The sequence below is a fragment of the Micromonospora sp. AKA38 genome (assembly GCF_027925725.1).
In the GTDB taxonomy this organism is placed as follows: Bacteria; Actinomycetota; Actinomycetes; order Mycobacteriales; family Micromonosporaceae; genus Micromonospora.
In genome coordinates this window covers 1,251,941-1,277,463 of the sequence record NZ_BNEI01000005.1, presented here as the reverse complement: position 1 = coordinate 1,277,463, position 25,523 = coordinate 1,251,941, and the positions used below count along the sequence as shown (strand labels likewise).

The following is a 25,523-nucleotide window of genomic DNA, read 5'->3' as shown; positions in this document are numbered from 1 at the left end:
GGCCGGGTCACGAGTCGGATCCTTCGAGCGCCATCCGGACCAGTCCGGCGACGTCGAGGTCGTGGATCTCGGCCGCCGGCACCTCGGGGGCCGGGTCGGCGGCCGGCGCGGCGGTGTCGTGGCCGAGGCGCAGCAACTGGTCGAGCAGGCCGGCCTGGCGCAGCCGGTCCAGCGGGATGGCCGCGAGCACCCGCCGGACCGTCTCCTCGTCGGCGCCGCCGGCCGGCTCGTCGCCGCCGGGGAACAGCTCGTCGTCGAGGTACGCGGCCAGCCCGGCCGGGGTCGGGTAGTCGAACACCACGGTGGTGGGCAGCTCCCGCCCGGTCGCGGCGGTGAGCAGGTTGCGCAGCTCCACCGCGGTCAGCGAGTCGAACCCGAGGTCGAGGAAGCCCCGTTCCGGCTCGACCGCGTCGACCGAGGGGTGGCCGAGCACCTTCGCCGCGTCGGTGCGTACCAGGTCCAGCAGCGCGTCCCGGCGGTCGTCGGCGGTCAGCGCGCGCAGCTCGGCGAGCCGGTCCCGGCTCGCCGGCCCGGCCGCCGCGACCGGCTCGGCGGCGGCGGTGGCGAGTGCCCGCACGGCCGGCAGGTCGGCCAGCAGCGGGCTGGGCCGCAACGCGGTGAACAGCGGGTGGAACGTGGCCCAGTCGACGTCGGCGACGGTGACGCAGGTGTCGTCGGCGGCGAGCGCGTGCCGCAGCCCGGCCATCGCCGGCTCGGGCGGCAGCACCCGCAGGCCGCGGCGGCGCAGTTGCTCCGGCGCGTCGTCGTCGAACATGCCGGACTCGGTCCACGGCCCCCAGGCCACCGACGTGGCGGGCAGCCCGCGCGCCCGCCGTCGCTCGGCGAACGCGTCCAGCGCGGCGTTGCCGGCCGCGTATCCGCCCTGCCCGCCGCTGCCCCAGGTGGCGGCGATGGAGGAGAAGAGCACGAACGCGTCCAGTTCGACGCCGTCGAGCAGCTCGTCGAGCAGCTCCGCGCCGGCCAGTTTCGGCCCGATGACGTACGCCAGGTCCTCCAGCGTGGTCTCGGCCAGTGGCACCACCTCGCTGACGCCGGCGGCGTGCACCACCGCGCGCAGCGGTGGCCCGTCGGCGCGCAGGTCGGCGAGCAGCGCGGTCATGGCGGTCCGGTCGGCGGCGTCGGCGCGCGCGACCCGGCAGTCGACCCCGGACGCGGTCAGCTCGGCCAGCAGGTCGGCCGCGCCCGGCGTGTCGACGCCGCGCCGGCTGGTCAGCACGATCCGTTCGGCGCCGGCGTCGGCCGCCCAGCGGGCCACGTGCCCGCCGAGCGCGCCGGTGCCGCCGGTGATCAGGACGGTGCCGCGCGGCTGCCACGGCGTCGGGTCACCGTCGGTGGGCGCGGTGGCCAGCCGCCGGGCGTACGTCCCGTCGCCGCGCACCGCGAGCTGGTCCTCGGTGGTGCTGGTCAGCAGCGTGGCGAGCCGCCGGGCGGTGTCGTCGTCCACGGTGGCGGGCAGGTCGACCAGGCCGCCCCAGCGGGCGGGCTGTTCCAGCGCGGCGACCCGGCCGAGGCCCCACAGCGCGGCCTGCCGGGGGCTGGGCGGGGCGTCACCGACGTCGACCGCGCCCTGGGTGGCGCACCAGAGCCGGGCCGGCGCGTCCAGGTCGGTGAGCGCCTGGAGCAGTCCGACGGTGGCGGCCAGGCCGCGCGGCAGCGTCGGGTGCTCGGCGTGCGGCGTCTCGTCCAGCCCGAGCAGGGACAGGATGCGGGTCGGCCCGTCGCTGGTGGCGGCGGCGACCAGGTCGGTCAGCCGGGCGGCCAGCGTGTCGGCGTCGGCGGCGGTGTCGACCGGTTCGACGGTGGCCAGCGCGTCGGCGGTGGCGGTGTCGACCGGTTCGGTGGGGGTCGCCGCGCCGAGCGCGCCGGCCAGCGTGACCAGGTCCGGTTCGGCGGCCCGGTCGGCGGGCAGCAGCACCAGCCAGCGGCCCGGTCCGTCCGGGGCGGGCCCGGTGGTGGCGTCGACCGGCTCCCAGCGCACCCGGTAGCGGCTGCCGTCCACCACCGACCGTTCCCGACCGCGTCGCCGCCACGCCGACAGCGCCGGCAGCACCGCGTCGAACGGCTGGTCCGGGGCCACGTCCAGCTCGGTGAGCAGGCCGTCCAGGTCCTCGGCCTCGACGGCCGCCCAGAACCGGCGTTCCACGGCGGTGTCCTCGGCGGGCGGCGCGGTCAGCCAGGCCGGCGGCTGCGGCCAGTAACGCTGCCTGTCGAACACGTGGGTGGGCAGGTCGGCCGGCTGCGGGTCGGCGTCGGCGTGGAGCGCGGGCCAGTCCACGCCCACGCCGTGCACGTGCAACGCGGCGACCGCGCGCAGCAGGGTGAGCGGTTCCGGCCGGTCCCGGCGCAGCGTGGGCAGCACCGGCGGGACCGGCCCGTGGGCGGCCAGCACGCCCTGGGCCGGCGCGGTGAGCACCGCGTCCGGGCCGACCTCGAGGTACGCGGTGCAGCCGTGCTCGCGCAGCGCGGTGACCGCGTCGGCGAAGCGGACGGTGTCGCGGGCGTGCCGGGCCCAGTAGCCGGGCGCGCCGATGCCGGCCACGTCGACCGGCGCGCCGGTGACGGTGGAGATCAGCGGCACGGTCGGCGGGTGGTGCGGCAGCCGGGCGGCGAGCGCGGCCAGCTCGTCGAGCACCGGTTCCATCAGCGGGCTGTGGAACGCGTGGCTGACGGCGAGCCGTCGGGTGCGTACCCCTCGGGCGGTCCAGTCGGCGGCGGCGGCGTCGACGGCGTCGGTGGGGCCGGCGACCACGACGGCGGCGGGGCCGTTGACCGCGGCGAGCGCGAGCCCGCCGGCGAGCGTGGCGCGGACGTCGTCCTCGCTCGCGGCGACCGCGAGCATCGCGCCGCCGGCGGGCAGCGCCTGCATGAGCCGGCCCCGGGCGGCGACCAGTTCGGCGGCGTCGGCGAGGGTGAGCACGCCGGCGGCGTGGGCGGCGGCGAACTCGCCGATGGAGTGGCCGGCCACCGCGTCGGGCCGCAGGCCCCAGTCGGTGAGCAGCCGGAACAGCGCCACCTCGACGGCGAACAGCGCCGGCTGGGTGAACTCGGTGCGGTCCAGCAGCGCCGCGGTGTCGGTGCCGGGTTCGGCGTCGAGCAGCGGGCGCAACGGCCGGGACAGGTGCGGGTCGAGCGCGGCGCACGCCTCGGTCAGCGCGTCGGCGAACACCGGGTACGCGGCGGCCAGCTCGCGGCCCATGCCGGGGCGTTGCGCGCCCTGCCCGGAGAACAGGTACGCCACCCGGGGCCGGCCGGTCACCGCGCCGGTGACCAGCACGGGCGAGTCGTCGCCGGTGGCGAGCGCGCGGAGCCCGGCGCGAAGCGCCCGCCGGTCGGTGGCGAGCACCACCGCCCGGTGGTCCAGCGCGGCCCGGGACACCGCCGAGGACCAGCCGACGTCGACAAGCGGGGGCGCGGTCGGCCCGGCGAGCCGGTCGGCCCACGGCGTGGCCTGCGCGGCCAGCGAGGCGGCGGTACGCGCGGACAGCAGCACTGGCACCACCGGCGGCTCCGCCGGCTCACCGGTCGGCACCGGCGGCTCGGGGGCCTGCTCCAGGATGGTGTGGGCGTTGGTGCCGCTGATGCCGAACGAGGAGACGGCGGCGCGGCGCGGCCGGCCGGTCAGCGGCCAGGGCCGCCCCTCGGTCAGCAGGTCCACCGAGCCGGTCGTCCAGTCCACCTGGTCGCTGGGCGCGTCGACGTGCAGCGTCGGCGGCAGGTAGCCGTGGCGCAGCGCGAGGATCATCTTGATCACGCCGGCGACACCGGCGGCGGCCTGGGTGTGGCCGATGTTCGACTTGATCGAGCCGAGCAGCAGCGGCCGGTCCGCCGGGCGGCCCTGCCCGTACGTGGCGAGCAGCGCCTGCGCCTCGATCGGGTCGCCGAGCCGGGTGCCGGTGCCGTGCGCCTCGACCGCGTCCACGTCGCCCGCGTCGAGCCGGGCGTTGGCCAGCGCCGCGCGGATGACCCGCTGCTGGGCGGGCCCGTTGGGGGCGGTGAGCCCGTTGGACGCGCCGTCCTGGTTGACCGCGCTGCCCCGGACCACGGCGAGCACCGGGTGGCCGTTGCGGCGTGCGTCGCTGAGCCGCTCGACGAGCAGCACGCCGACGCCCTCACCCCAGCTCGTGCCGTCGGCGCCGGCGGCGAACGCCTTGACCCGGCTGTCCGGGGAGAGTCCGCGTTGCCGGCTGAAGCCGACGAACACGCCGGGGGTGGACATCACGGTGACGCCGGCGACCAGTGCCAGGGAACATTCGGCGGCGCGCAGCGCCTGGCCGGCCCAGTGCAGCGCGACAAGCGACGAGGAGCAGGCGGTGTCGACGGACACGGCCGGCCCTTCCAGCCCGAGCGTGTACGACACCCGGCCGGAGAGCACGCTGCCGGCGTTGCCGGTCATCAGGTGCCCCTCCGCGCCCTCGGCGGTGAGCATGAGGTTGCGGTAGTCCTGGTAGTTGGTGCCGACGAAGACGCCGGTAGGGGTGCCGCGCAGCGTCCGCGGGTCGATGCCGGCGCGTTCGATCGCCTCCCACGAGGTCTCCAGCAGCAGCCGCTGCTGCGGGTCCATGGCGAGCGCCTCGCGGGGCGAGATGCCGAAGAAGCCGGGGTCGAAGTCGGCCACGTCGGGCAGGAAGCCGCCCTGGCGGGCGTAGCTGGTGCCCTCGACGGCGGGGTCGGTGTCGAAGAGCCGGTCGAGGTCCCAGCCCCGGTCGGTGGGGAAGTCGCCGATGGCGTCGCCGCCGGCGGCGAGCAGTTGCCACAGCCTCTCCGGGTCGTCCGCGCCGCCCGGGAAACGGCAGCTCATCGCCACCACGGCCAGCGGCTCGTCGGGGGTGGCCACGGCGGCCGGCCCGTCGACCGGCGCGCCGGCGCCGGTGAGCAGCTCGTCGAGGTGCCCGGCGAGCACCGCCGGGTTCGGGTAGTCGAACGCGAGCGTGGCGGGCAGCCGCAGCTCGGTGGCGGTGGCGAGCAGGTTGCGCAGGTCCACCGCGGTCAGCGAGTCGAGGCCGAGGTCGCGGAACGGGCGGGTGACCGGCACGTCGTCGGCGGCGCCGTAGCCGAGCGCGGTGGCGGCGCACTGGCGGACCAGGTCGCGCAGCGTCTCGGTGCGTTCGGCGGCGGTGCGGCCGGCGAGCTGCCGGGCCAGCGCCGAGCCGGGCTGGTCGACCGGTTCGGGGGTGGCCGCCGTCTCCGGGGGCCGCAGCGCGTCCCGGACCTCGGGCAGGTCACCGAGCAGCGGGCTGGGCCGGACCAGCGCGAACGCGGGCGCGAAGCGACCCCAGTCGACGTCGGCGACGACAACTGTGGGTTCGTCGCGGCCCAGCGCCCGGGCCAGCGCGGCGACGGCCGACTCCGGGTCCATGGCGACCATGCCGCCGCGGCGTAGCCGCTGCTGGGCGCGTTCGTTGTCGGCGGGCAGGCCGGCGCCGGCCCAGGCGCCCCAGGCCACGGAGAGCGCCGGCAGCCCGTCGGCGCGGCGCCGGTGCGCGAGCGCGTCGAGGTGGGCGTTGGCCGCGCCGTACGCGCCCTGCCCGGCGTTGCCGGTGGTGCCGGCGACGGAGGAGAAGAGCACGAACGCGTCCAGCTCGCGGTCGCGGGTGAGCGCGTCGAGGTGGTCGGCGGCGGCGCTCTTGGGCGCGGCGACGGTGTGCAGGCGGGCCGGGGTGACGGTGTCCACGATGCCGTCGTCGAGCACGGCGGCGGTGTGCAGCACGGCCCGCAGCGGCGCGTCGTCGGGCAGGTCGGCGAGGAGCGCGGCGAGCTGGTCGCGGTCGGTGACGTCGCAGCGGGCCACGGTGACGCGTACCCCGAGGTCGGTCAGCTCGGCGGCGAGGTCGCCGGCGCCGGGGGCGTCGGGGCCGCGGCGGCTGGCCAGCAGCACGTGCGCGGCGCCGGCGCGGGCGGCCCAGCGGGCCAGGTGCCCGCCGAGGCCACCGGTGCCCCCGGTGATCAGCACGGTGTCGCGGAGCCGGACGGTGTCGTCGGCGAGGTCGGTGGTCCGGGTGAGCCGGCGGGCGTGGGCGCCGGTGTCGCGGACGGCGATCTGGTCCTCGGGCCCGTCGGCGCCGAGCACCGCGCCGAGCAGCGCGGCGGTGGTGGCGTCGAGCCGGTCGGGCAGGTCGACCAGGCCGCGCCAGCGGGCCGGGTGTTCCAGCGCGACGGCCCGGCCGAGGCCCCAGACGGCGGCGGCGGCCGGGTCGGGGGCGGGATCGGTGTCGCCGGTGGTGACGGCGCGGCGGGTGGCGCACCAGAGCGGCGCCTCGACGCCGAGCGCACCGAGCGCCTGGACCAGGTGGGCGGTGCCGGTGACGCCGAGCGTGGTGGCCGGGTGCTCGGGGTGGGCGCGTCCGTCGAGGCCGAGCAGGGAGAGCACGGCGGCGGGCCCGTCGGCGGGCAGCGCGGCGCGCAGCCGGTCGGCGAGCGCGGCCGGGTCGTCGGCCGGATCGACGGGCACGGGTACGGGGTCGGCGCCGACGTTGCCGAGCGCGCCGAGCACGCCGGTGACGAGCGGGTCGTCGGCCAGGTCGGCGGGTACCGGGACCAGCCAGGCGCCGGTGAGCCGGGTCAGCGGCAGGTCGGGCAGCGGGGTCCAGGTGACCCGGTAGTGCCAGCGGTCGGGGTCGGGTTCGCCGTCGCGGTCGGTGACGAAGCGGGGCGGGGCGGGCCAGTACCGCTGGTGGTCGAACGCGTAGGTGGGCAGCGCGACGGTGTCGGTGCCGGCGAGGACCGTGGTCAGGTCGACGGGCAGGCCGACGCTGTGCGCGATGGCCAGGTTGGTCAGCAGCCGGGTCGGGTCGTCCTCACCCCGCCGCAGCGTGGACAGCGTGTGCCCGGCGGTGCCGAGGTCGTCCAGGATCGCGGTCACCGGCATGGTCAGCACCGGGTGCGGCGAGATCTCCACGAACGTCGTGTGTCCGGCCTCGACGGCGGCGCGCACCGCCGTGTCGAACCGGACCGTGCGGCGCAGGTTGTCGTACCAGTAGTCGGCCGTCATCGTCGCCGGGTCCACCCACTCCCCGGTGAGTGTGGACACCAGACGGGTGTGACCGGGCTGCGGCGTCACGTCCGCCAGCTCGGTGCGGAGCCGCTGCGCGACCTCCTCCACGGCGGCGGAGTGCGAGGCGTAGTCCACCGGGATCAGCCGGGCCCGGATGCCGTCGGCCTGACACGACTCGACCAGGTCCGCGACCGCCTGCGGCGGACCGGAGACCACCACGGTCGCCGGGCCGTTGATCGCCGCGATCCCCACGCCCGCGAAGCGTGATCCGTTCGCGGCCGGGCCGGTCCTGTCGCGGGTCGATCCCGCGCCGCCGGGCGCCGTCGCGCTCCCGGCCAGCCGTGCGGTGACGTCGTCGGCGGACAGGTCGACCGATGCCATCGTGCCGGTCCCGCGCAGCACGGACAGGGCACGTGACCGCAATGCCACCGTCTTCGCGGCGTCGTCGACGGACAGGATTCCCGCGACGCACGCCGCGCCGATCTCCCCCTGCGAATGCCCGATCACGGCCTGCGGGTTGACCCCCACGTGCCGCCACACCGCGGCCAGGGCGATGCCCACGGCCCACAGGACCGGCTGCACCACCTCGACCCGGTCCAGCCACGACTCGTCGTCGCCGGTCAGCACCGACACCAGGTCCACGTCCAGATACGGCGCCAACGCCACCTGGCACTCGGCCAGCGCCGCGTCGAACGGCACGCACCGGCCCACCAGACCGGAAGCCATCCGCGCCGACTGCGCGCCCTGACCGGGGAACACGAACACCGGGCCGGCGGGCCGCTCCGCGGTGCCGGTCACCACCGCCGGCGACGGCGTACCCGCCACGAGCGCGTCCAGACCGGACAGCAACTCCTCGGCAGACGACCCGAGCACCACCGCGCGCTGGTCGAACGCCGACCGGGTGGTGGCCAGCGACCAGGCCACCGTCGCCGGGTCGGCCGGGTGCGCGCGCAGGTGCGCGGCCAGCCGGCCGGCCTGCCCGGCGAGGCCGCCCCGGGTCCGGGCGGAGACCGGCCAGGCGGTGACGTCGGCGGCGAGCAGCCCCGGGGCGGGGACGGCGGCGGGCGGCGTGGGCGCCTCCGGCGCCTGTTCCACGATGACGTGCGCGTTGGTGCCGGAGATGCCGAACGACGACACCGCCGCCCGGCGGGGCCGGTCGCGTTCCGGCCACGGCCGCGCCGACGTCACCAGCTCCAGCGCGCCGGACGACCAGTCGATGTGCGGGGACGGCTCGTCGACGTGCAGCGTCGCCGGCACCAGTCCGTGCCGGATGGCCAGCACCACCTTGATCACCCCGGCCACGCCGGCGGCGGCCTGGGCGTGCCCGATGTTCGACTTCACCGAGCCGAGCAGCGCCGGCCCGGCGTCGCCACGGTCCTGCCCGTACGTGGCCAGCAGCGCCTGCGCCTCGATCGGGTCGCCGAGGTTGGTGCCGGTGCCGTGCGCCTCGATGAGGTCGACGTCGGCGGTGGCCAGCCGGGCGGCGGTGAGCGCCTGGCTGATCACGCGCTGCTGGGCGGGCCCGTTCGGGGCGGTCAGCCCGTTCGACGCGCCGTCCTGGTTGACCGCGCTGCCGCGTAGCACCGCGAGCACCGGGTGCCCGTTGCGGCGGGCGTCGGAGAGCCGCTCCACCAGCAGCCAGCCGACGCCCTCGGAGAATCCGGCGCCGTCGGCGGCGGCGGCGAAGGAGCGGCACCGCCCGTCCGGGGAGAGCGCGCGTTGCCGGCTCGACCCGATGTAGAGGCCGGGGGTGGCCATCACGGTGACGCCGCCGGCGAGCGCCAGCTCGCACTCCCCCGCCCGCAGCGCCTGCGCGGCCAGGTGCAGCGCGACAAGCGAGGACGAGCAGGCGGTGTCGATGGAGACGGCCGGGCCCTCCAGGCCGAGCGTGTACGACACCCGGCCGGAGGCGACCGCCGCCGCCCCGCCGGTCATCGAGTGGCCCTCGTCGCCGTCGGGCGACATCATCAGCAGCGTGCCGTAGTCCTGCCCGTTGGTGCCGACGAACACCCCGGTGCGGCTGCCGCGCAGCGTGGCGGGGTCGATGCCGGCGGACTCGACGGCCTCCCACGCGGTCTCCAGCAGCAGCCGCTGCTGCGGGTCCATGGTGAGCGCCTCGCGGGGGCTGATGCCGAAGAACGCGGCGTCGAAGTCCCCGGCCCCGTCGAGGAAGCCGCCCTCGCGGGCGTACGAGGTGCCGGGGTGGTCGGGGTCGGGATGGTAGAGCCGGTCGAGGTCCCAGCCCCGGTCGTCGGGGAACGGGGCGACCGCGTCCCGGCCGTCGGTCAGCAACTCCCACAGGTCCTGCGGGTCGCGGACGCCACCGGGCAGCCGGCAGCTCATCGCGACGATCGCCACCGGCTCCAGTTCCTGGGACTGGGCCTCGCTGAGCCGGCGGCGGGTGTCGTGCAGGTCCGCCATGACCCGCTTGAGGTAGTCGCGGAGCTTGTCTTCATTGGCCATCGGTAGCCGCTTCCTCGCAGGGGACGGGAGTGAGCCGGTGCGGGTCAGGAGAGACCGAGGTCGCGGTCCACCATGGCGAACAGCTCGTCGTCGCTGGCGTCGCCGAGATGACGGCCGAGGTCGTCGTCGCCGCCGCTGCCCTGGCCGAGCCGGGTGAGCATGGCCTGGAGGCGGACCGTGGCCCGGACCCGGGCGGCCTCGTCGCGGGCCACCACGTCGAGCCCGTCGGCGATCCGGTCGAGGTCGTCCAGCAACGCGGTCGGGGTGACCACGTCGTCCTGGGCCACCTCGGCGTAGAGGTACTCGGCCAGCGTGGTCGGCGTCGGATAGTCGAAGACCAGGGTGACCGGCAGCGCCACCCCGCTCGCCAGGCCGAGCCGGTTGCGCAGCTCGACCGCGGTGACCGAGTCGAAGCCCAGTTCGCGGAACGCGCGGTGCTCGTCCACCGACTCCCCGGACGGGTAGTTGAGCACGGCCGCGACCTGGCCGCGGACCAGCGCGAGCAGCACCGCCATCCGGTCGCCGGCGGGCAGCCCGGCGAGCCGGTCGCGCAGCGACTCCGGGCCGTCGGGCACCTCGCCGCCGGTGGTCCGCTCGACCGTGCGCAGCCGGCGGACGTCCGGCAGGTCGCTGATCAGGGGGCCGGGCCGGGTGGCGGTGAACGCGACGGAGAACCGCTCCCAGGCGATGTCGGCGACGGTGAGGAACGCCTCGCCGTGGTCGACGGCCTGGTGCAGCGCGGCGATCGCGGCCTCCGGCGGCATCTCGGGTACGCCGTGCCGGTGCAGCAGCTCACCGAACGGGCCGTCGGCCATGCCGCCGCCGGCCCAGGCGCCCCAGGCGATGGACGTGCCGGGCAGGCCGAGTCCGCGCCGGTGCTGGGCGAGCGCGTCGAGGAACGCGTTGCTCGGGGCGTAGTTGCCGACGCCGGAGCTGCCCACCGAACCGGCGAACGAGGAGAACAGCACGAACGCGCCGAGGTCGAGGTCGAGCGTCAGCTCGTGCAGGTGGTACGCGACGTCCACCTTGGCCGCGAGGACCCGTTCGATCTGGTCGATGCGCAGGTCGTTGATCAGGGCGTCGTCGAGCACCGCGCTGGCGTGCACCACGGCCTTCAGCGGCCGGTCGGCGGGAATGCCGTCGATCAGCGCGGCCAGCGCGTCCCGGTCGGCGGCGTCGCAGGTGACCACGCTGGCGGTGGCGCCGAGGGCGGTGAGGTCGTCGACGAGTTCGGCGGCGCCGGGGGCGTCCATGCCGCGGCGGCTGGCCACGACGATGTTCTCCACGCCGCTGCGGGCGAGCCAGCGGGCGGCGTGCCCGCCGAGCGCGCCGGTGCCGCCGGTGACCAGCGCGGTGCCGGAGGGCTGCCACGGGTGCGCGGGCCGGCTGTCGCCGAGCGGGACGCGGGTGAGCCGCCGGCCGAGCAGTCCGCCGGGGCGTACCGCGATCTGGTCCTCCTCGCCGGCGGCGGTGAGCGCCGCGATCAGCAGGCCGGCGCTGCGCTCGTCGACCGCCTCCGGCAGGTCGACGAGTCCGCCCCAACGCTGCGGGTGTTCCAGCGCGGCGACGCGGCCGAAGCCCCAGATCATCGCCTGGCCGGGCGAGCGGAGCAGTTCGGCGCGGCCGACCGAGACGGCGCCGGAGGTGACCGCCCACATCGGGGCGGCCAGGCCGATGTCGCCGAGCGCCTGGACCAGCGCGACGGTGGCGGCGAATCCGCCGGGTACGGACGGGTGCATCGGGTGGACGAGTTCGTCGAACGCGAGCAGCGACACCACGCCGGTCACCTCGGTGAGCGTGCCGTCCGCTCCGGTGGTGAGCGCCTCGCGCAGCAGCTTGCCGAGCAGGTCGCGGTCGACGTCGGTGGTGCTGACCGGCAGCGGGACGACGGTGGCGCCGGCGGCGGCGAACGCGTCGACGCACGCCTCCTGCCAGGGTTCGACGATGTCGCCGGTGGGCAGCACGACCAGCCAGGTGCCGGCCATGCCGCGGTTGGTGATGCCGGTGAGCGGCTTCCAGGTGTCCTGGTAGCGCCAACTGTCGATGTCGGACTGGCGGCGCTGCTGCCGCCGCCAGCGGTGCAGCACCGGCAGCGCCGGGGCGAGCGCGTCGAGCGCCTGCCCGGCGGGGAGGTCGTCGCCGGCGAGCACCTCGGCGAGGCCGGGCAGGTCGTCGCGTTCGACGGCGGCCCAGAAGCCGCTGTCGTCCGGGCTGCCGTGGTCGGCCGCCTGGTCCTCCCGCTCGGGGCCGCCGCTGCCGTCGAGCCAGAGCCGCTGGTGGTCGAACGCGTAGGTGGGCAGCGCGACGGTGTCGGTCTCGGCGAGGACGGCGGTCAGGTCGACAGGCAGGCCGATGCTGTGCGCGGTGGCCAGGTTGGTCAGCAGCCGGGTCGGGTCGTCCTCACCCCGCCGCAACGTCGACAACGTGTGCCCGGCGGTGCCGGTGTCGTCCAGGACCGCCGTGACCGGCATGGTCAGCACCGGGTGCGGACTGATCTCGACGAACGTGGTGTGTCCCGCCTCGACCGCCGTCCGCACCGCCGAGTCGAACCGGACCGTGCGGCGCAGGTTGTCGTACCAGTAGTCGGCCGTCATCGTCGCCGGGTCCACCCACTCCCCGGTCAACGTCGACACCAGACGGGTGTGACCGGCCTGCGGCGTCACGCCGGCCAGGTCGGCACGCAACTGCTGCGCCACCTCCTCCACGGCGGCGGAGTGCGAGGCGTAGTCCACCGGGATCAGCCGGGCCCGGACGCCGTCGGCCTGACACGACTCGACCAGATCCGCGACCGCCTGCGGCGGACCGGACACCACGACCGTCGCCGGGCCGTTCACCGCCGCCACCCCGACACCGTCGAAGCCGCCCAGCCGGGCGGTCACCTCGTCGGCGGACAGGTCGACCGATGCCATCGTGCCGGTGCCGCGCAGCGCGGACAGCGCCCGGGAGCGCAAGGCCACCGTCTTCGCCGCGTCGTCGAGCGACAGGATCCCGGCGACGCATGCCGCGCCGATCTCGCCCTGGGAGTGGCCGATCACCGCGTCGGGCGTGACGCCGGCCGCGCGCCAGACGGCGGCGAGCGCCACACCGACCGCCCACAGCACCGGCTGCACCACCTCGACGCGGTCCAGCCAGGACTCGTCGTCGCCGGTCAGCACCGACACGAGGTCGACGTCCAGGTGGGGGGCCAGCGCCGTCTGGCACTCGGCCAGCGCGGTGTCGAACGGCGCGCACCGGCCGACCAGGCCGGCGGCCATCCCGGCGGACTGGGCGCCCTGGCCGGGGAAGACGAAGACCGGGCCGGCGCCGGCGGCGGACGCCGTACCGGTGACCAGGTTGCCGGCCGGCAGGCCGGCGGCGAGCGCGTCCAGGCCGGCGAGCAGGTCGGCGGGGTCCGCGCCGACGACGACGGCGCGCTGGTCGAGCGTGGACCGGGTGGTGGCCAGTGACCAGGCCACGGATGCCGGGTCGGCGGGGTGGGCGCGCAGGTGCGCGGCCAGTCGGGCGGCCTGCCCGGCGAGCGCGCCCCGGGTCCGGGCCGACACCGGCCAGGCGGTGGGGCCGGCGGCGAGCAGGCCGGCGCGGCGCGGCGCGGGGGCGTCGTCGGCGGGCGCCTCGGCCGGCTCGGCGGTGGAGGGGCGGTACTCCTCGACGATGACGTGCGCGTTGGTGCCGCTGACCCCGAACGAGGAGACGCCGCCACGGCGGGGCCGGCCCAGTTCCGGCCACTGCCGGTTCTCGGTGATCAGCTCCACCGCGCCGGCGTCCCAGTCGACGTGCGGGGACGGCTCGTCCACGTGCAGCGTCGCCGGCAGCGTGCCGTGCCGCAGCGCCATCACCATCTTGACCAGTCCGGCCACGCCGGCGGCGCTCTGCGTGTGGCCGATGTTCGACTTCACCGAGCCCAGCCAGAGCGGCCGGTCCGCGGGCCGGTCCTGCCCGTACGTGGCGAGCAGCGCCTGCGCCTCGATCGGGTCGCCGAGCGTGGTGCCGGTGCCGTGCGCCTCGACCAGGTCGACGTCGGCCGCGCCGAGCCGGGCGTCGGCCAGCGCGGCCCGGATGACCCGCTGCTGGGAGGGGCCGTTCGGGGCGGTCAGGCCGTTGGACGCGCCGTCCTGGTTGAGCGCGCTGCCGCGGATCACGGCGAGGATCGGGTGGCCGTTGCGTTCGGCGTCGGCGAGCCGTTCCACCACGACGACGCCGCCGCCCTCGCCCCAGCCGGTGCCGTCGGCGCCGGCCGCGAACGCGCGGCACCGCCCGTCGACGGACATGCCGCGTTGGCGGGAGAAGACGATGAACACGCCCGGGGTGGCCATCACGGTGACGCCGCCGGCGACCGCCAGGTCGCACTCGCCGCGGCGCAGCGCCTGCCCGGCCAGGTGCAGCGCGACGAGCGACGACGAGCAGGCGGTGTCGACGGTGACGGCGGGGCCGTTGAGGCCGAGCGTGAACGAGATCCGGCCGGAGGCGACGCTCGTGGTGTTGCCGGTGCCGAGGTACATGTCGACGCCGTCCGGCACGTACGGCAGGCCCATCCCGTAGTTGGACGTGCTCAGCCCGACGAAGACGCCGGTGGCGCTGCCGCGCAGCGACAGCGGGTCGATGCCGGCCCGCTCGATCGCCTCCCAGGACGTCTCCAGCAGCAGCCGCTGCTGCGGGTCCATGGCGAGCGCCTCGCGGGGCGAGATGCCGAACAGGGCCGGGTCGAAGTCACCGGCGCCGTCGAGGAACCCGCCGACCCGGGTGTAGCTCTTGCCGGGCTTGTCCGGGTCGGGGTCGTACAGGCCGTCGAGGTCCCAGCCCCGGTCGTCGGGGAACTCGGTGAGCGCGTCGCGCCCGTCGGCGACCAGGTCCCACAGTTCCTCCGGGGACCGGACGCCGCCGGGGAACCGGCAGCTCATCGACACGATGGCGAGCGGTTCGGTGTCCCGCGCCTCGACGGTCTGCAGCTTGCGCTTCGTGTCGTGCAGGTCGGCGGTCACCCGCTTGAGGAAGTACCGCAGCTTGTCGTCGTCGCTCATCGCGTCCCTGCCTTGATCCGCGGTGGTCATGTCAGGAGATTCCAAACTCTTTGCTGATGAAGTCGAAGATCTCGTCGTCGCTGGCGGCGTCGAGGTCGGGCCGCTCCGGTTCCTCGGCCGGGCCGGCGAGGTCGGTGGCCTTGGCGAGCAGGTCACGCATCCGGGTGGCGAACCGGTCCCGGGTCGCCGGGTCGAGCGCCAGCGTGGTGAGCAGCGACTCGACCGCGTCGATGCCCTGGAACAGCGGCTGGGTGGAGGGCGCCGCGTCGGCGGCGATCTCGCCGGCCAGCTTCTCGGCGAGGGCGTGCGGCGTCGGGTAGTCGAAGACCAGCGTGGCGGGCAACCGCAGCCCGGACAGCGTGTTGAGTCGGTTGCGCAGGTCGACCGCGGTCAGCGAGTCGAAGCCCAGGTCGGTGAAGAGGCGGCCGGGGTCGACGGCTTCCGGCCCGGCGTGGCCGAGCACGGCGGCCACGTTCGCCCGGACCACGTCGAGCAGCACCTTGCGCCGCTCCGGGTCGGCCAGGCCGGCGAGCCGCTGGGCGAGCGGCACGCCGCCGGTGCCGGCGCCGCCCGCGTCGACCGAACGGCGCAGCGGCACCCGGACCAGACCGCGCAGCAGCGGGGCGAGCACGCCCGACTCGGCCTGGCCGCGCAGCGCCGCCACGTCCAACCGCATCGGTACGACGGCGGCGGTGTCCAGCCGCCAGGCGGCGTCGAACAGGTGCAGCGCCTGCTCGGTGGCCAGCCCGGCGGCGCCCTGCTCGGTCATCCGCCGCACGTCGGCGTCGGCGAGGTGACCGGTCATGCCGCTGGCCTGCTCCCAGAGGCCCCAGGCGAGCGAGATGCCGGGCAGGCCCTGGGCCCGCCGGTGCGCGGCGAGCGCGTCGAGGAACGCGTTGGCCGCGCCGTAGTTGGCCTGACCGGCGCTGCCGAGCGTGGCGGCGGCGGAGGAGAACAGCACGAACGCGCCGAGATCCCGGCCGGCGGCGAGCCGGTGCAGGTGCCACGCCGCGTCGATCTTGGGGATGCTGACCGCGTCGATGCGGTCCGGGGTGAGCGACTCCAGCACGCCGTCGTCGAGCACGCCGGCGGCGTGCACCACGGCGGTGAGCGGATGCGCGGCGGGGATGCCGTCGAGCAGCGCGGCGAGCGCGTCCGGGTCGGCGGCGTCGCAGGCGGCGACCGTGACCTCGGTGCCGACGCCGGCCAGCTCGGTGACCAGGTCGTCGATGCCGTCGGCGGTCGCGCCGCGCCGCCCGGCGAGCAGCAGGTGCCGCATGCCGTGGGTGGTGGCGAGGTGGCGGGCCAGCAGCCGGCCCAGCACGCCGGTGCCGCCGGTGATCAGCACAGTGCCGTCCGGGTCGACGCCGCCGGGCCGGGGCTCCAGCCCGGCCGGTACGCGGGCCAGGCGCGGCGCGCGCACCTGGCCGGCGCGCACGGCGAGCTGCGGTTCGCCGGTGCCGATCGCGGCGGCGAGCAGCGTGGCGCCGGCCGGGTCGGCGTCCAGGTCGACGAGCTGGATCCGGTCGGGGTGTTCGAGCTGGGCGGTGCGGACGAGTCCCCAGGCGGGCGCCGACCGCAGGTCGACCTCGGCCGGGTCGCCGGTGGCGACAGCGCCACGGGTGACAAGCACCAGGCGGGTGTCGGCGAACCGGTCGTCGGCGAGCCAGGCCTGGAGCGTGCCGAGCAGGCGGTGGGTGGTGGCGCGGGCCTGCGCGGCCAGTTCGGGGCCGGCGCCGTCGCCGGTGCCGCCGACCGGCACGATCAGCGTCCCGGGGGCGGGTTCCCCACCGGCGAGCAGCTCGGCGAAGGATTCCGGGGCGAGATCGGGGCGGACGCGGGCGCCGGCGGCCTCGGCGGCGGCGTTGAGCGCGAGGTCGTCGCCGAGCACCACCCATCCGGTGGCGGCCGGCGACGGTCCGGCGGTCACCGGCAGCACCGGCCAGTCCACCTGGAACAGCGACTCGTGCCGGCCGGAGCGGGCCGCGCCGAGCGCGTCGCCGGTGACCCGGCGCATGATCAGCGAGTCGGCGTGCAGGACCGGGGCGCCGGTGGCGTCGGCGACCTGGAACGTGACGCCGACGTCGCCGGCCGCGGCGACCCGGACCCGCAGCGCGGTGGCCCCGGCGGCGAGCAGCGTGACACCGGTCCAGGCGAACGGCAGCCGGGGCACGCTGGCGTCGGCGCCGTCACCCATCCGGCCGAGGAACCCGCCGATGGACATGGCCTGGAGCGCGCCGTCGAGCAGCGCCGGGTGGAGCCCGAACCGGCCGGCCTCGGCGTGGTGGTCGGCGGGGAGCGCCACCTCGGCGAAGACCTCGTCGCCCCGGGTCCAGGCGGCGCGCAGGCCGCGGAAGACCGGGCCGTAGCCGAAGACGGTGGCTTCGAGGCCGGCGTAGAAGGAGTCGGAGGCGACCGCTGTGGCGCCGGGTGGCGGCCACACACCGAGGTCGAACGCGGGCGGTTCGGCGCCGCGCGGGGCGAGCAGGCCGGTGGCGTGGCAGGTCCAGGCCACGTCGGCGAGGATCTCGTCGGAGCCGTCCCGGTACGGGCGGGAGTGCAGCTGCACCGGGCGGCGGCCGGTCTCGTCGCGCTCGCCGACGGTGAGCTGGATCTGGAGCGACCCGAGTTCCGGCAGCACGAGCGGGGCGAGCAGGGTGAGTTCCTCGACCACCGGCGCGCCGGCCTGGTCGCCGGCGTGCGCGGCCAGTTCGACGAACGCGGTGCCGGGCAGCAGGATCGCGTTCATCACCCGGTGCTCGCCGAGCCACGGGTGGGTGCGGACGGACAGTCGCCCGGTGAAGACCAGCCGCTCGCTGTCGGGGAACGTGACGGCGGCGCTGAGCAGCGGGTGGCCGGCGTCCTGGAGGCCGGCGGAGGCGACGTCCTGAGCCCGGTGGGCGGGCGGGTCGAGCCAGAACCGCTGCTGCTCGAACGCGTAGGTGGGCAGCGCGACGGTGTCCGTGCCGGCGAGCACGGTGGTCAGGTCGACGGGCAGGCCGACGCTGTGCGCGGTGGCCAGGTTGGTCAGCAGCCGGGTCGGGTCGTCCTCACCCCGCCGCAGCGTGGACAGCGTGTGCCCGGCGGTGCCGAGGTCGTCCAGGATCGCGGTCACCGGCATGGTCAACACCGGATGCGGTGAGATCTCCACGAACGTCGTGTGTCCCGCCCCGACCGCGGTACGCACCGCGGTGTCGAACCGCACGGTCTGCCGCAGGTTGTCGTACCAGTAGTCGGCCGTCATCGTCGCCGGGTCCACCCACTCCCCGGTCAACGTGGACACCAGCCGGGTGTGACCGGGCTGCGGCGTCACACCGGCCAGCTCGGTACGAAGCCGCTGCGCGACCTCCTCCACCGCCGCCGAGTGCGACGCGTAGTCCACCGGGATCAACCGGGCCCGGATGCCGTCGGCCTGACACGACTCGACCAGGTCCGCGACCGCCTGCGGCGGACCCGACACCACCACGGTCGCCGGGCCGTTGACGGCCGCGATCCCGACGCCGGGGAACGGACCGTCGTCCGGCGTGACGCCGTCGCCCGGGGCCGCTCCCGCCAGTCGCGCGGTGACCTCGTCGGCGGACAGGTCGACCGACGCCATCGTGCCGGTGCCCCGCAGCGCGGACAGCGCCCGCGACCGCAACGCCACCGTCTTCGCGGCGTCGTCCAGGGACAGGATCCCGGCCACGCAGGCCGCGCCGATCTCACCCTGCGAGTGACCGACCACCGCCTGCGGCACGACCCCGACGTGCCGCCACACCGCGGCCAGGGCGACGCCCACCGCCCACAGCACCGGCTGCACCACCTCGACCCGGTCCAACCACGACTCGTCGTCGCCGGTCAACACCGACACCAGATCGACGTCGAGGTAAGGAGAAAGGGCCACCTGACACTCGGCCAGCGCCGCGTCGAACGGCGCGCACCGACCGACCAGACCGGAAGCCATCCGCGCCGACTGCGCACCCTGACCCGGGAACACGAACACCGGACCGGCGGTGGCGGAGGCCGTGCCGGTGACCAGGTGCGGCGACGGCGACCCGTCGGCGAGCGCGTCCAGGCCGGACAGCAACTCCTCGACCGACGAGCCGACCACGGCGGCCCGCTGGTCGAACGCCGACCGGGTGGCGACCAGCGACCAGGCCACCGCGGCGGTGTCCACGTCGCCCTGCGCGCGGACGTGCTCGGCCAGGCGGGCGGCCTGCCCGGCCAGCGCGGCGCGGGACCGTGCGGAGACCGCCCACACCGTCGCGGCGGTGTCCAGCAGGCCGGCGCCGGTGGCGGCCGGGGCGGCCGGTTCGTCGCCCTGTTCCACGATGACGTGCGCGTTGGTGCCGGAGATGCCGAACGACGACACCGCCGCCCGGCGCGGGCGGTCGCCCGCCGGCCAGGGCCGCGCCTCGGTGGCCAGTTCCACCGCGCCGGCGTCCCAGTCGATGTGCGGGGACGGCTCGTCCACGTGCAGTGTGCGGGGCACGGTGCCGTGCCGCATGGCCTGCACCATCTTGATCACACCGGCGACGCCGGCGGCGGCCTGGGCGTGGCCGATGTTCGACTTGATCGAGCCGAGCAGCAGCGGCCGGTCGGCGGGCCGGTCCTGCCCGTACGTGGCGAGCAGCGCCTGCGCCTCGATCGGGTCACCCAGCGTGGTGCCGGTGCCGTGCGCCTCCACCACGTCCACGTCGGCCGGGGACAGCCGCGCGGCGGCCAGCGCCGCCCGGATCACCCGCTGCTGCGACGGGCCGTTCGGGGCGGTCAGCCCGTTGGACGCGCCGTCGGAGTTGACCGCGCTGCCGCGTACCACCGCGAGCACGTGCCGGCCCTGCCGGCGGGCGTCGGAGAGGCGCTGCACCAGCAGCAGGCCGACGCCCTCGGACCAGCCGGTGCCGTCGGCGGCGGCGGCGAACGACTTGCACCGGCCGTCGGCGGCCAGTCCGCGCTGGCGGGAGAACTCCACGAACGCGGTCGGGGTGGCCATCACGATGACGCCGCCCGCGAGGGCCATGTCGCACTCGCCGCGGCGCAGCGCCTGCCCGGCCCAGTGCAGCGCGACGAGCGACGACGAGCAGGCGGTGTCCAGCGAGACCGCCGGCCCCTCCAGCCCGTACGTGTAGGCGACCCGGCCGGAGATGACGCTGCTGGTCATGCCGGTGAGCGCGTACCCGGAGGTCTCCTCCGGGGCGAACGCGAGCAGCGAGCCGTAGTCCTGGCCGCTGGTGCCGACGAACACGCCGGTGCTGCTGCCGCGTACCCCGGTCGGGTCGATGCCGGCGGACTCGAACGTCTCCCAGGTGGTCTCCAGCAGCAGCCGCTGCTGCGGGTCCATGGCGAGCGCCTCGCGCGGGCTGATGCCGAAGAAGCCGGGGTCGAACCGGTCGACGTCGGCGAGGAAGCCGCCGCCTCGGGCGTAGAACGTGCCGGCCGCGTCCGGGTCGGGGCTGTAGAGCGTGTCCAGGTCCCAGCCCCGGTCGCCGGGCAGGTCGGTGATCGCGTCGACGCCGTCGGCGACGAGCCGCCACAGGTCGTCCGGGGTGGACACGCCGCCGGGCAGCCGGCAGGCCATGCCGATGATGGCCAGCGGCTCGTCGTCGCCGACGGTGACCGGGGCGGTCGCCGGACGGGCCGGGACCGGGACGCCCGCGATCTCGGTGTCCAGGTGGGCGGCGAGTTCCTGCGGGCTCGGGTAGTCGAAGACCAGCGTGGCGGGCAGCCGCAGGCCGAACGCGTTGCCGAGCCGGTTGCGCATCTCGACGGCGGTGAGCGAGTCGAAGCCGAGGTCGCTGAACGCGCGGCGCGGGTCGACGGCGGCCGGGTCGGGGTAGCCGAGCACGGCGGCGGCCTGCCCCCGGACGATCTCCAGCAGCGCGGCCCGCCGGTCGGTGTCGTCGAGCGCGGCGAGCTGCTGCACCAGCGACGCGCCGGTGGCCGGTGCGGCGGCGGCGCCCCGGCCGGCGCGGATCAGCGCCCGGTACAGCGGCGGGACGGTGCCGGCGAACTGGGCCCGCATGGCGGCCAGGTCGAGGCGGGCCGGCACCAGCGCGGCGGCCGGGACGCGGCAGGCGGCGTCGAAGAGCGCCAGCCCCTCCTCCGCCTCCATGGCGGACACGCCGGAGCGGGAGATGCGGTTGAGGTGGACGTCGTCCAGTTCGGTGGTCATGCCGCTGCGGTCGGCCCAGAGGCCCCACGCGAGGGTGAGCGCGGCGAGGCCACGGGCGCGACGGTGGTGGGCCAGCCCGTCGAGGAACGCGTTGGCGGCGGCGTAGTTGCCCTGGCCGGGGCCGCCGGCGGTGGCCGCGAGCGAGGAGTACGAGACGAACGCGGTGAGGTCGAGGTCGGCGGTCAGCTCGTGCAGGTGCCAGGCGGCGTCGACCTTGGGGCGCAGCACGCCGTCGACCCGGTCGGGGGTGAGCGAGGAGATGACGCCGTCGTCGCGTACCCCGGCGGCGTGGACCACGGCGGTGAGCGGGTGGTCGGCGGGGAGGTCGGCGAGCAGCGCGGCGACCGCGTCGCGGTCGGCGACGTCGCAGGCGGCGACCGTGACGGTGGCGCCGAGCGCGGTCAGTTCGTCGCAGAGTTCCGGGATGCCGGCGGCGTCCCGGCCGCGCCGGCTGGTGAGCACCAGGTGCCGCACGCCGTGCCGGGTCACCAGGTGCCGGCTCATGAGCTGGCCGAGCGTGCCGGTGGCGCCGGTGATCAGCACGGTGCCGTCGGCGTCGAACGCCGGGTCGGCCGGCTCGGCGGGCGCGGGCACCCGGGCGAGCCGGGCGCCGGCCGCGACACCGGCGCGGATGGCGAGCTGCGGTTCGTCGGTGTCCAGCGCCGCCACCAGCGCGGCGGCGGCGGTCGCCGGGTCGTCCACGTCGACCAGCACGAACCGGCCCGGGTTCTCCGACTGGGCGGAGCGCACCAGGCCGATGACGGCGGCGCCGGCCAGGTCGGTGAGGTCGGCGTCCGGCTCGGTGGCGACCGCGCCGCGGGTGAGCACGACCAGCCGGGTGGCCTCGTAGCGGTCGTCGGCGAGGAACCGCTGGAGCACGTCGAGCGCCCGGTGGGTCACCTCGGCGACCCGGCGGGGCACGTCGCGCTCGCCGCGCGGGTCGAGGAACGACGCGACAAGCACGCCGGGCGCGTCGGCGCCGTCGTCGAGCGCGCCGGTCAGGGCCGCGAGATCGGGGTACGCGGTGACGGCCGTCCCGGTGGCGGCCACCGCGTCGGCGAGCGCGGGGTCGGTGTCGAGCACCGCCCACGTGCCGGCGGCCGGTCCGGTGGGCAGCGGCAGCGGGGTCCAGTCGATTCGGTACAGCGACTCGGGTCCGCCGCCGCCGGCGGTGCGGAGCTGGTCGGCGGTGACCGGCCGTAGGACGAGCGAGCCGACCGAGGCGATCGGGGCGCCGTCGACGCCGGCGAGGAGCAGCGAGACGCTGTCCGGGCCGGTGTGCCGGACCCGGACCCGGGCGGCGGCGGCGCCGGCGGCGTGCAACGCGATGTCGTTCCAGGAGAACGGCAGCCGGCCGTGGCCGGGGGGCAGGCCGGGGCCGGTCGACGCACCGGCGGCGCTGGTGAGGCCGAGTGTGTGCAGCGCGGCGTCGAGCAGCGCCGGGTGCACGCCGTAGCCGCCGGCCTCGGCGGCCGGTGTCTCGGGCAGCGCCAGGTCGGCGAAGAGGTCGTCGCCGCGCCGCCAGGCGGTGCGCAGCGCGATGAACGACGGGCCGTAGTCGTAGCCCTGGGCGGCCAGGTGCGGATAGAGCTGGTCGGTGGGCACCTCGGTGGCGTCCGGCGGCGGCCAGGCGGCCAGGTCGGACCAGCCGGGTACGCCGGGTTGCGCCGGCCGGTCGGCGAGGACGCCGCTGGCGTTGCGGGTCCAGGTGCGCGGGTCGCCGTCGGCGGTGTCACGGTCGGTCGGCTCGTCGCCGGGCCGGTCGTGGTCGGGCGCGGAGTGCAGCGACACGGACCGGCAGCCGGTCTCGTCGGCGGGGCCGATCCAGAGCTGGATGTCGACGCCGCCGGTCTCGGGCAGGATCAGCGGCGCTTCGAGGGTCAGTTCGCGGACGTGGTCGGCGCCGACGTGCGCGCCGGCCTGGAGGGCCAGCTCGACGAAGCCGGTGCCGGGCAGCAGCACGGTGTCGAAGACGACGTGGTCGGCGATCCACGGGTGGGTACGCCGGGACAGCCGGCCGGTGAACAGGAAGCCCTCGGCGTGGGCGACGCCGACGGCGGCGCCGAGCAACGGGTGCCGGGCGGGGCGCAGGCCGACCGCGGTGACGTCGCCGGTCCAGCCGCCGCCGGCCTCCGGCCAGTACCGCTGGCGCTGGAACGCGTAGGTGGGCAGGTCGACGCGGGTCGCGCCGGTGCCGGCGAACCACGGCGTCCAGTCGACGCGCACGCCGTGCACGTGCAGCTCCGCCAGCCCGGCCAGCAACGCCCCGGTCTCGTCCCGGTCGCGGCGCTGCACCGAGGTTGCGACGACGGTGTCGTCGTCGGGCAGGATCTCGGCGGTCAGCGCGGTGAGCACGCTCTGCGGGCCGACCTCCAGGAACGTGTCCGCCCCGGCCGCCCGCAGCGCGGCGATCCCGTCGGCGTAACGCACCGCCTCCCGCACGTGCCGCACCCAGTAGTCGACGCTGGTGATCTCGTCGGACTCAGCGAGCGCGCCGGTCACGTTGGACACGACCGGCAGCAGCGGCGCGGCGAACGTCAACCCGTCCAGCACGGTGCGGAACTCGGCGAGCATCGGCTCCATCAGCGGGCTGTGGAACGCGTGCGACACCGTCAACCGACGAACCCGCACACCCCGGTCCCGCCAGACGCGCTCGATCTCGTCCAGCGCGTCGACCGGACCGGACACCACCGTCGACGACGGCCCGTTCACCGCCGCGATCCCCAGCGCGGCGTGTGCCCCGATCGACGCGGCCACCTCGGCCTCCGGCGCGGCGACCGCGAGCATCCCGCCACCGGCCGGCAGCGCCTGCATCAGCCGGCCCCGCGCCGCGACCAGCGCGCACGCGTCCGGCAGCGACAACACACCCGCCACGTACGCGGCGGTGACCTCACCGATCGAGTGCCCACCCACGAAGTCCGGGGTGACCCCGAACGACTCGACGAGCCGGAACAGGGCCACCTCGACCGCGAACAGCCCGGCCTGGGTGAACTGGGTCTGGTCCAGCAGATCACCGTCGCCGAACAGCACCGGCTTCAACGGCTGCGGCAGCAACGGATCGAGTGCCGCGCAGACCTCGTCCAACGCGGACGCGAACACCGGGAACGCCTCGGACAGCTCCCGACCCATGCCGGCACGCTGCGCGCCCTGCCCGGAGAACAGCACCGCCAGGCCCTGCCGGTCGGTGGCCGCGCCGGTCGCCGTGGTGGCCGTCGGCGTTCCGGCCGCGAGCGCCCGCAGGCCGGCGAGCAGGTCGTCGCGGTCGGTGGCGGCCAGCACGGCCCGCCGGTCCAGCGCCGCACGGGCGGTCGCCGAGGAGAACGCCACGTCGAGCGCGGTCGACGTCGGGTCGGCGGCCAGCCGCGCGGCCCAGCGGCCGGCCTGGTCGGCGAGCGCGGCGTCGTCGCGGGCGGACACCAGCACCGGTACGACCGGGCGGGTGCGTGTCGGCGCGTCGTCGGCCGGGGCGGGCTCGTCCGGCGGCGCCTGTTCGAGGATGGTGTGCGCGTTGGTGCCGGACACGCCGAACGAGGAGATCGCCGAGCGGCGGGGCCGGTCCACCGCCGGCCACGGGGTGGCCTCGGTGACCAGCTCGACCGCGCCGGTGTCCCAGTCGACCTGCGGCGTCGGCGCGTCCACGTGCAGCGTGGGCGGGACGAGCCCGTGCCGCATCGCCTGCACCATCTTGATCACCCCGGCGACACCGGCCGCCGCCTGCGTGTGCCCCAGGTTCGACTTGACGGAGCCGAGCAGCAGCGGCGCGGCGTCGCCCCGGTCCTGCCCGTACGTGGCCAGCAGCGCCTGCGCCTCGATCGGGTCACCGAGCCGGGTGCCGGTGCCGTGCGCCTCCACCACGTCCACGCCGCCGGCGGCGAGCCCGGCGTTGGCCAGGGCCTGCTGGATCACCCGCTGCTGCGACGGGCCGTTCGGGGCGCTGAGCCCGTTCGACGCGCCGTCCTGGTTGACCGCGCTGCCGCGCAGCACGGCGAGGATCGGGTGGCCGTTGCGGCGGGCGTCGGAGACGCGTTCCAGCAGCAGCACACCGACGCCCTCGGACCAGCCGGTGCCGTCGGCGGCGGCGGCGAACGCCTTGCACCGGCCGTCGGCGGCCAGCCCGCGCTGGCGGGAGAACTCCACGAACGCGCCCGGCGTACACATGGCGGTGACGCCGGCGACGACGGCGAGCGTGCACTCCCGCTGCCGCAGCGCCTGCCCGGCCAGGTGCATCGCCACCAGCGACGACGAGCAGGCGGTGTCGACGGTGACCGCGGGCCCTTCCAGGCCGAACGTGTAGGCGATCCGGCCGGACACGACGCTGCCGGCGTTGCCGGTCATCAGGTGCCCTTCCAGGCCCTGCGCGGCGGCGGTCATCAGCACGGTGCCGTAGTCCTGGCCGGTGCTGCCGGCGAACACGCCGGTGCGGCTGCCGCGCAGCGTGTGCGGGTCGATGCCGGCCCGCTCGAAGACCTCCCAGGTGGTCTCCAGCAGCCACCGCTGCTGCGGGTCCATGGCGAGCGCCTCGCGCGGCGAGATGGCGAAGAAGCCGCTGTCGAAGTCGGCCAGGTCGGTGACGAAGCCGCCGTGGCGCGCGTACGAGGTGCCGGCGTCCTCGGGGTCGCCGGCGTGCAGCGCGTCGAGGTCCCAGCCCCGGTCGGTGGGGAACTCGGTCATCACGTCCCGGCCGGACGCCACCACGTCCCACAGCTGCTCCGGGGTGCGGATGCCGCCGGGGAAGCGGCAGCTCATGCCGACGATCGCGACCGGCTCCTGCTCGCCGGCCTCCACCTCGCGCAGCCGCTGCCGCACCTGGTGCAGGTCGGCGGTGACCCGCTTGAGGTAGTCGAGAAGCTTCGCCTCGTCAGCCATGGTCCGCCCATTC

3 protein-coding genes are annotated in these 25,523 nt (G+C 76.4%); all 3 read right to left on the bottom strand.

Features of this window, described 5'->3' with window-relative positions; translation table 11 throughout:
* Nucleotides 1-7: 7 nt before the first annotated feature.
* The 3 genes from TPA0908_RS22525 to TPA0908_RS22515 are packed head-to-tail and all read right to left on the bottom strand — an operon-like array spanning nt 8 to nt 25,510.
* Nucleotides 8-9,523, bottom strand: coding sequence for a type I polyketide synthase (locus TPA0908_RS22525; protein WP_458575198.1), 9,516 nt, complete (start codon nt 9,521-9,523; stop codon nt 8-10).
* Entirely contained in the window at nt 9,520-14,538 is a 5,019-nt protein-coding gene (locus TPA0908_RS22520) for a type I polyketide synthase (RefSeq protein ID WP_458575195.1), read from the bottom strand. Before TPA0908_RS22520 ends, TPA0908_RS22525 begins: the two co-directional genes overlap by 4 nt.
* Nucleotides 14,525-25,510: a type I polyketide synthase gene (locus tag TPA0908_RS22515; RefSeq protein ID WP_281940976.1), complete on the bottom strand. Its 10,986-nt coding sequence runs from the start codon at nt 25,508-25,510 to the stop codon at nt 14,525-14,527. The genes TPA0908_RS22520 and TPA0908_RS22515 overlap by 14 nt, the downstream gene beginning before the upstream one ends.
* Nucleotides 25,511-25,523 lie beyond the last annotated feature (13 nt).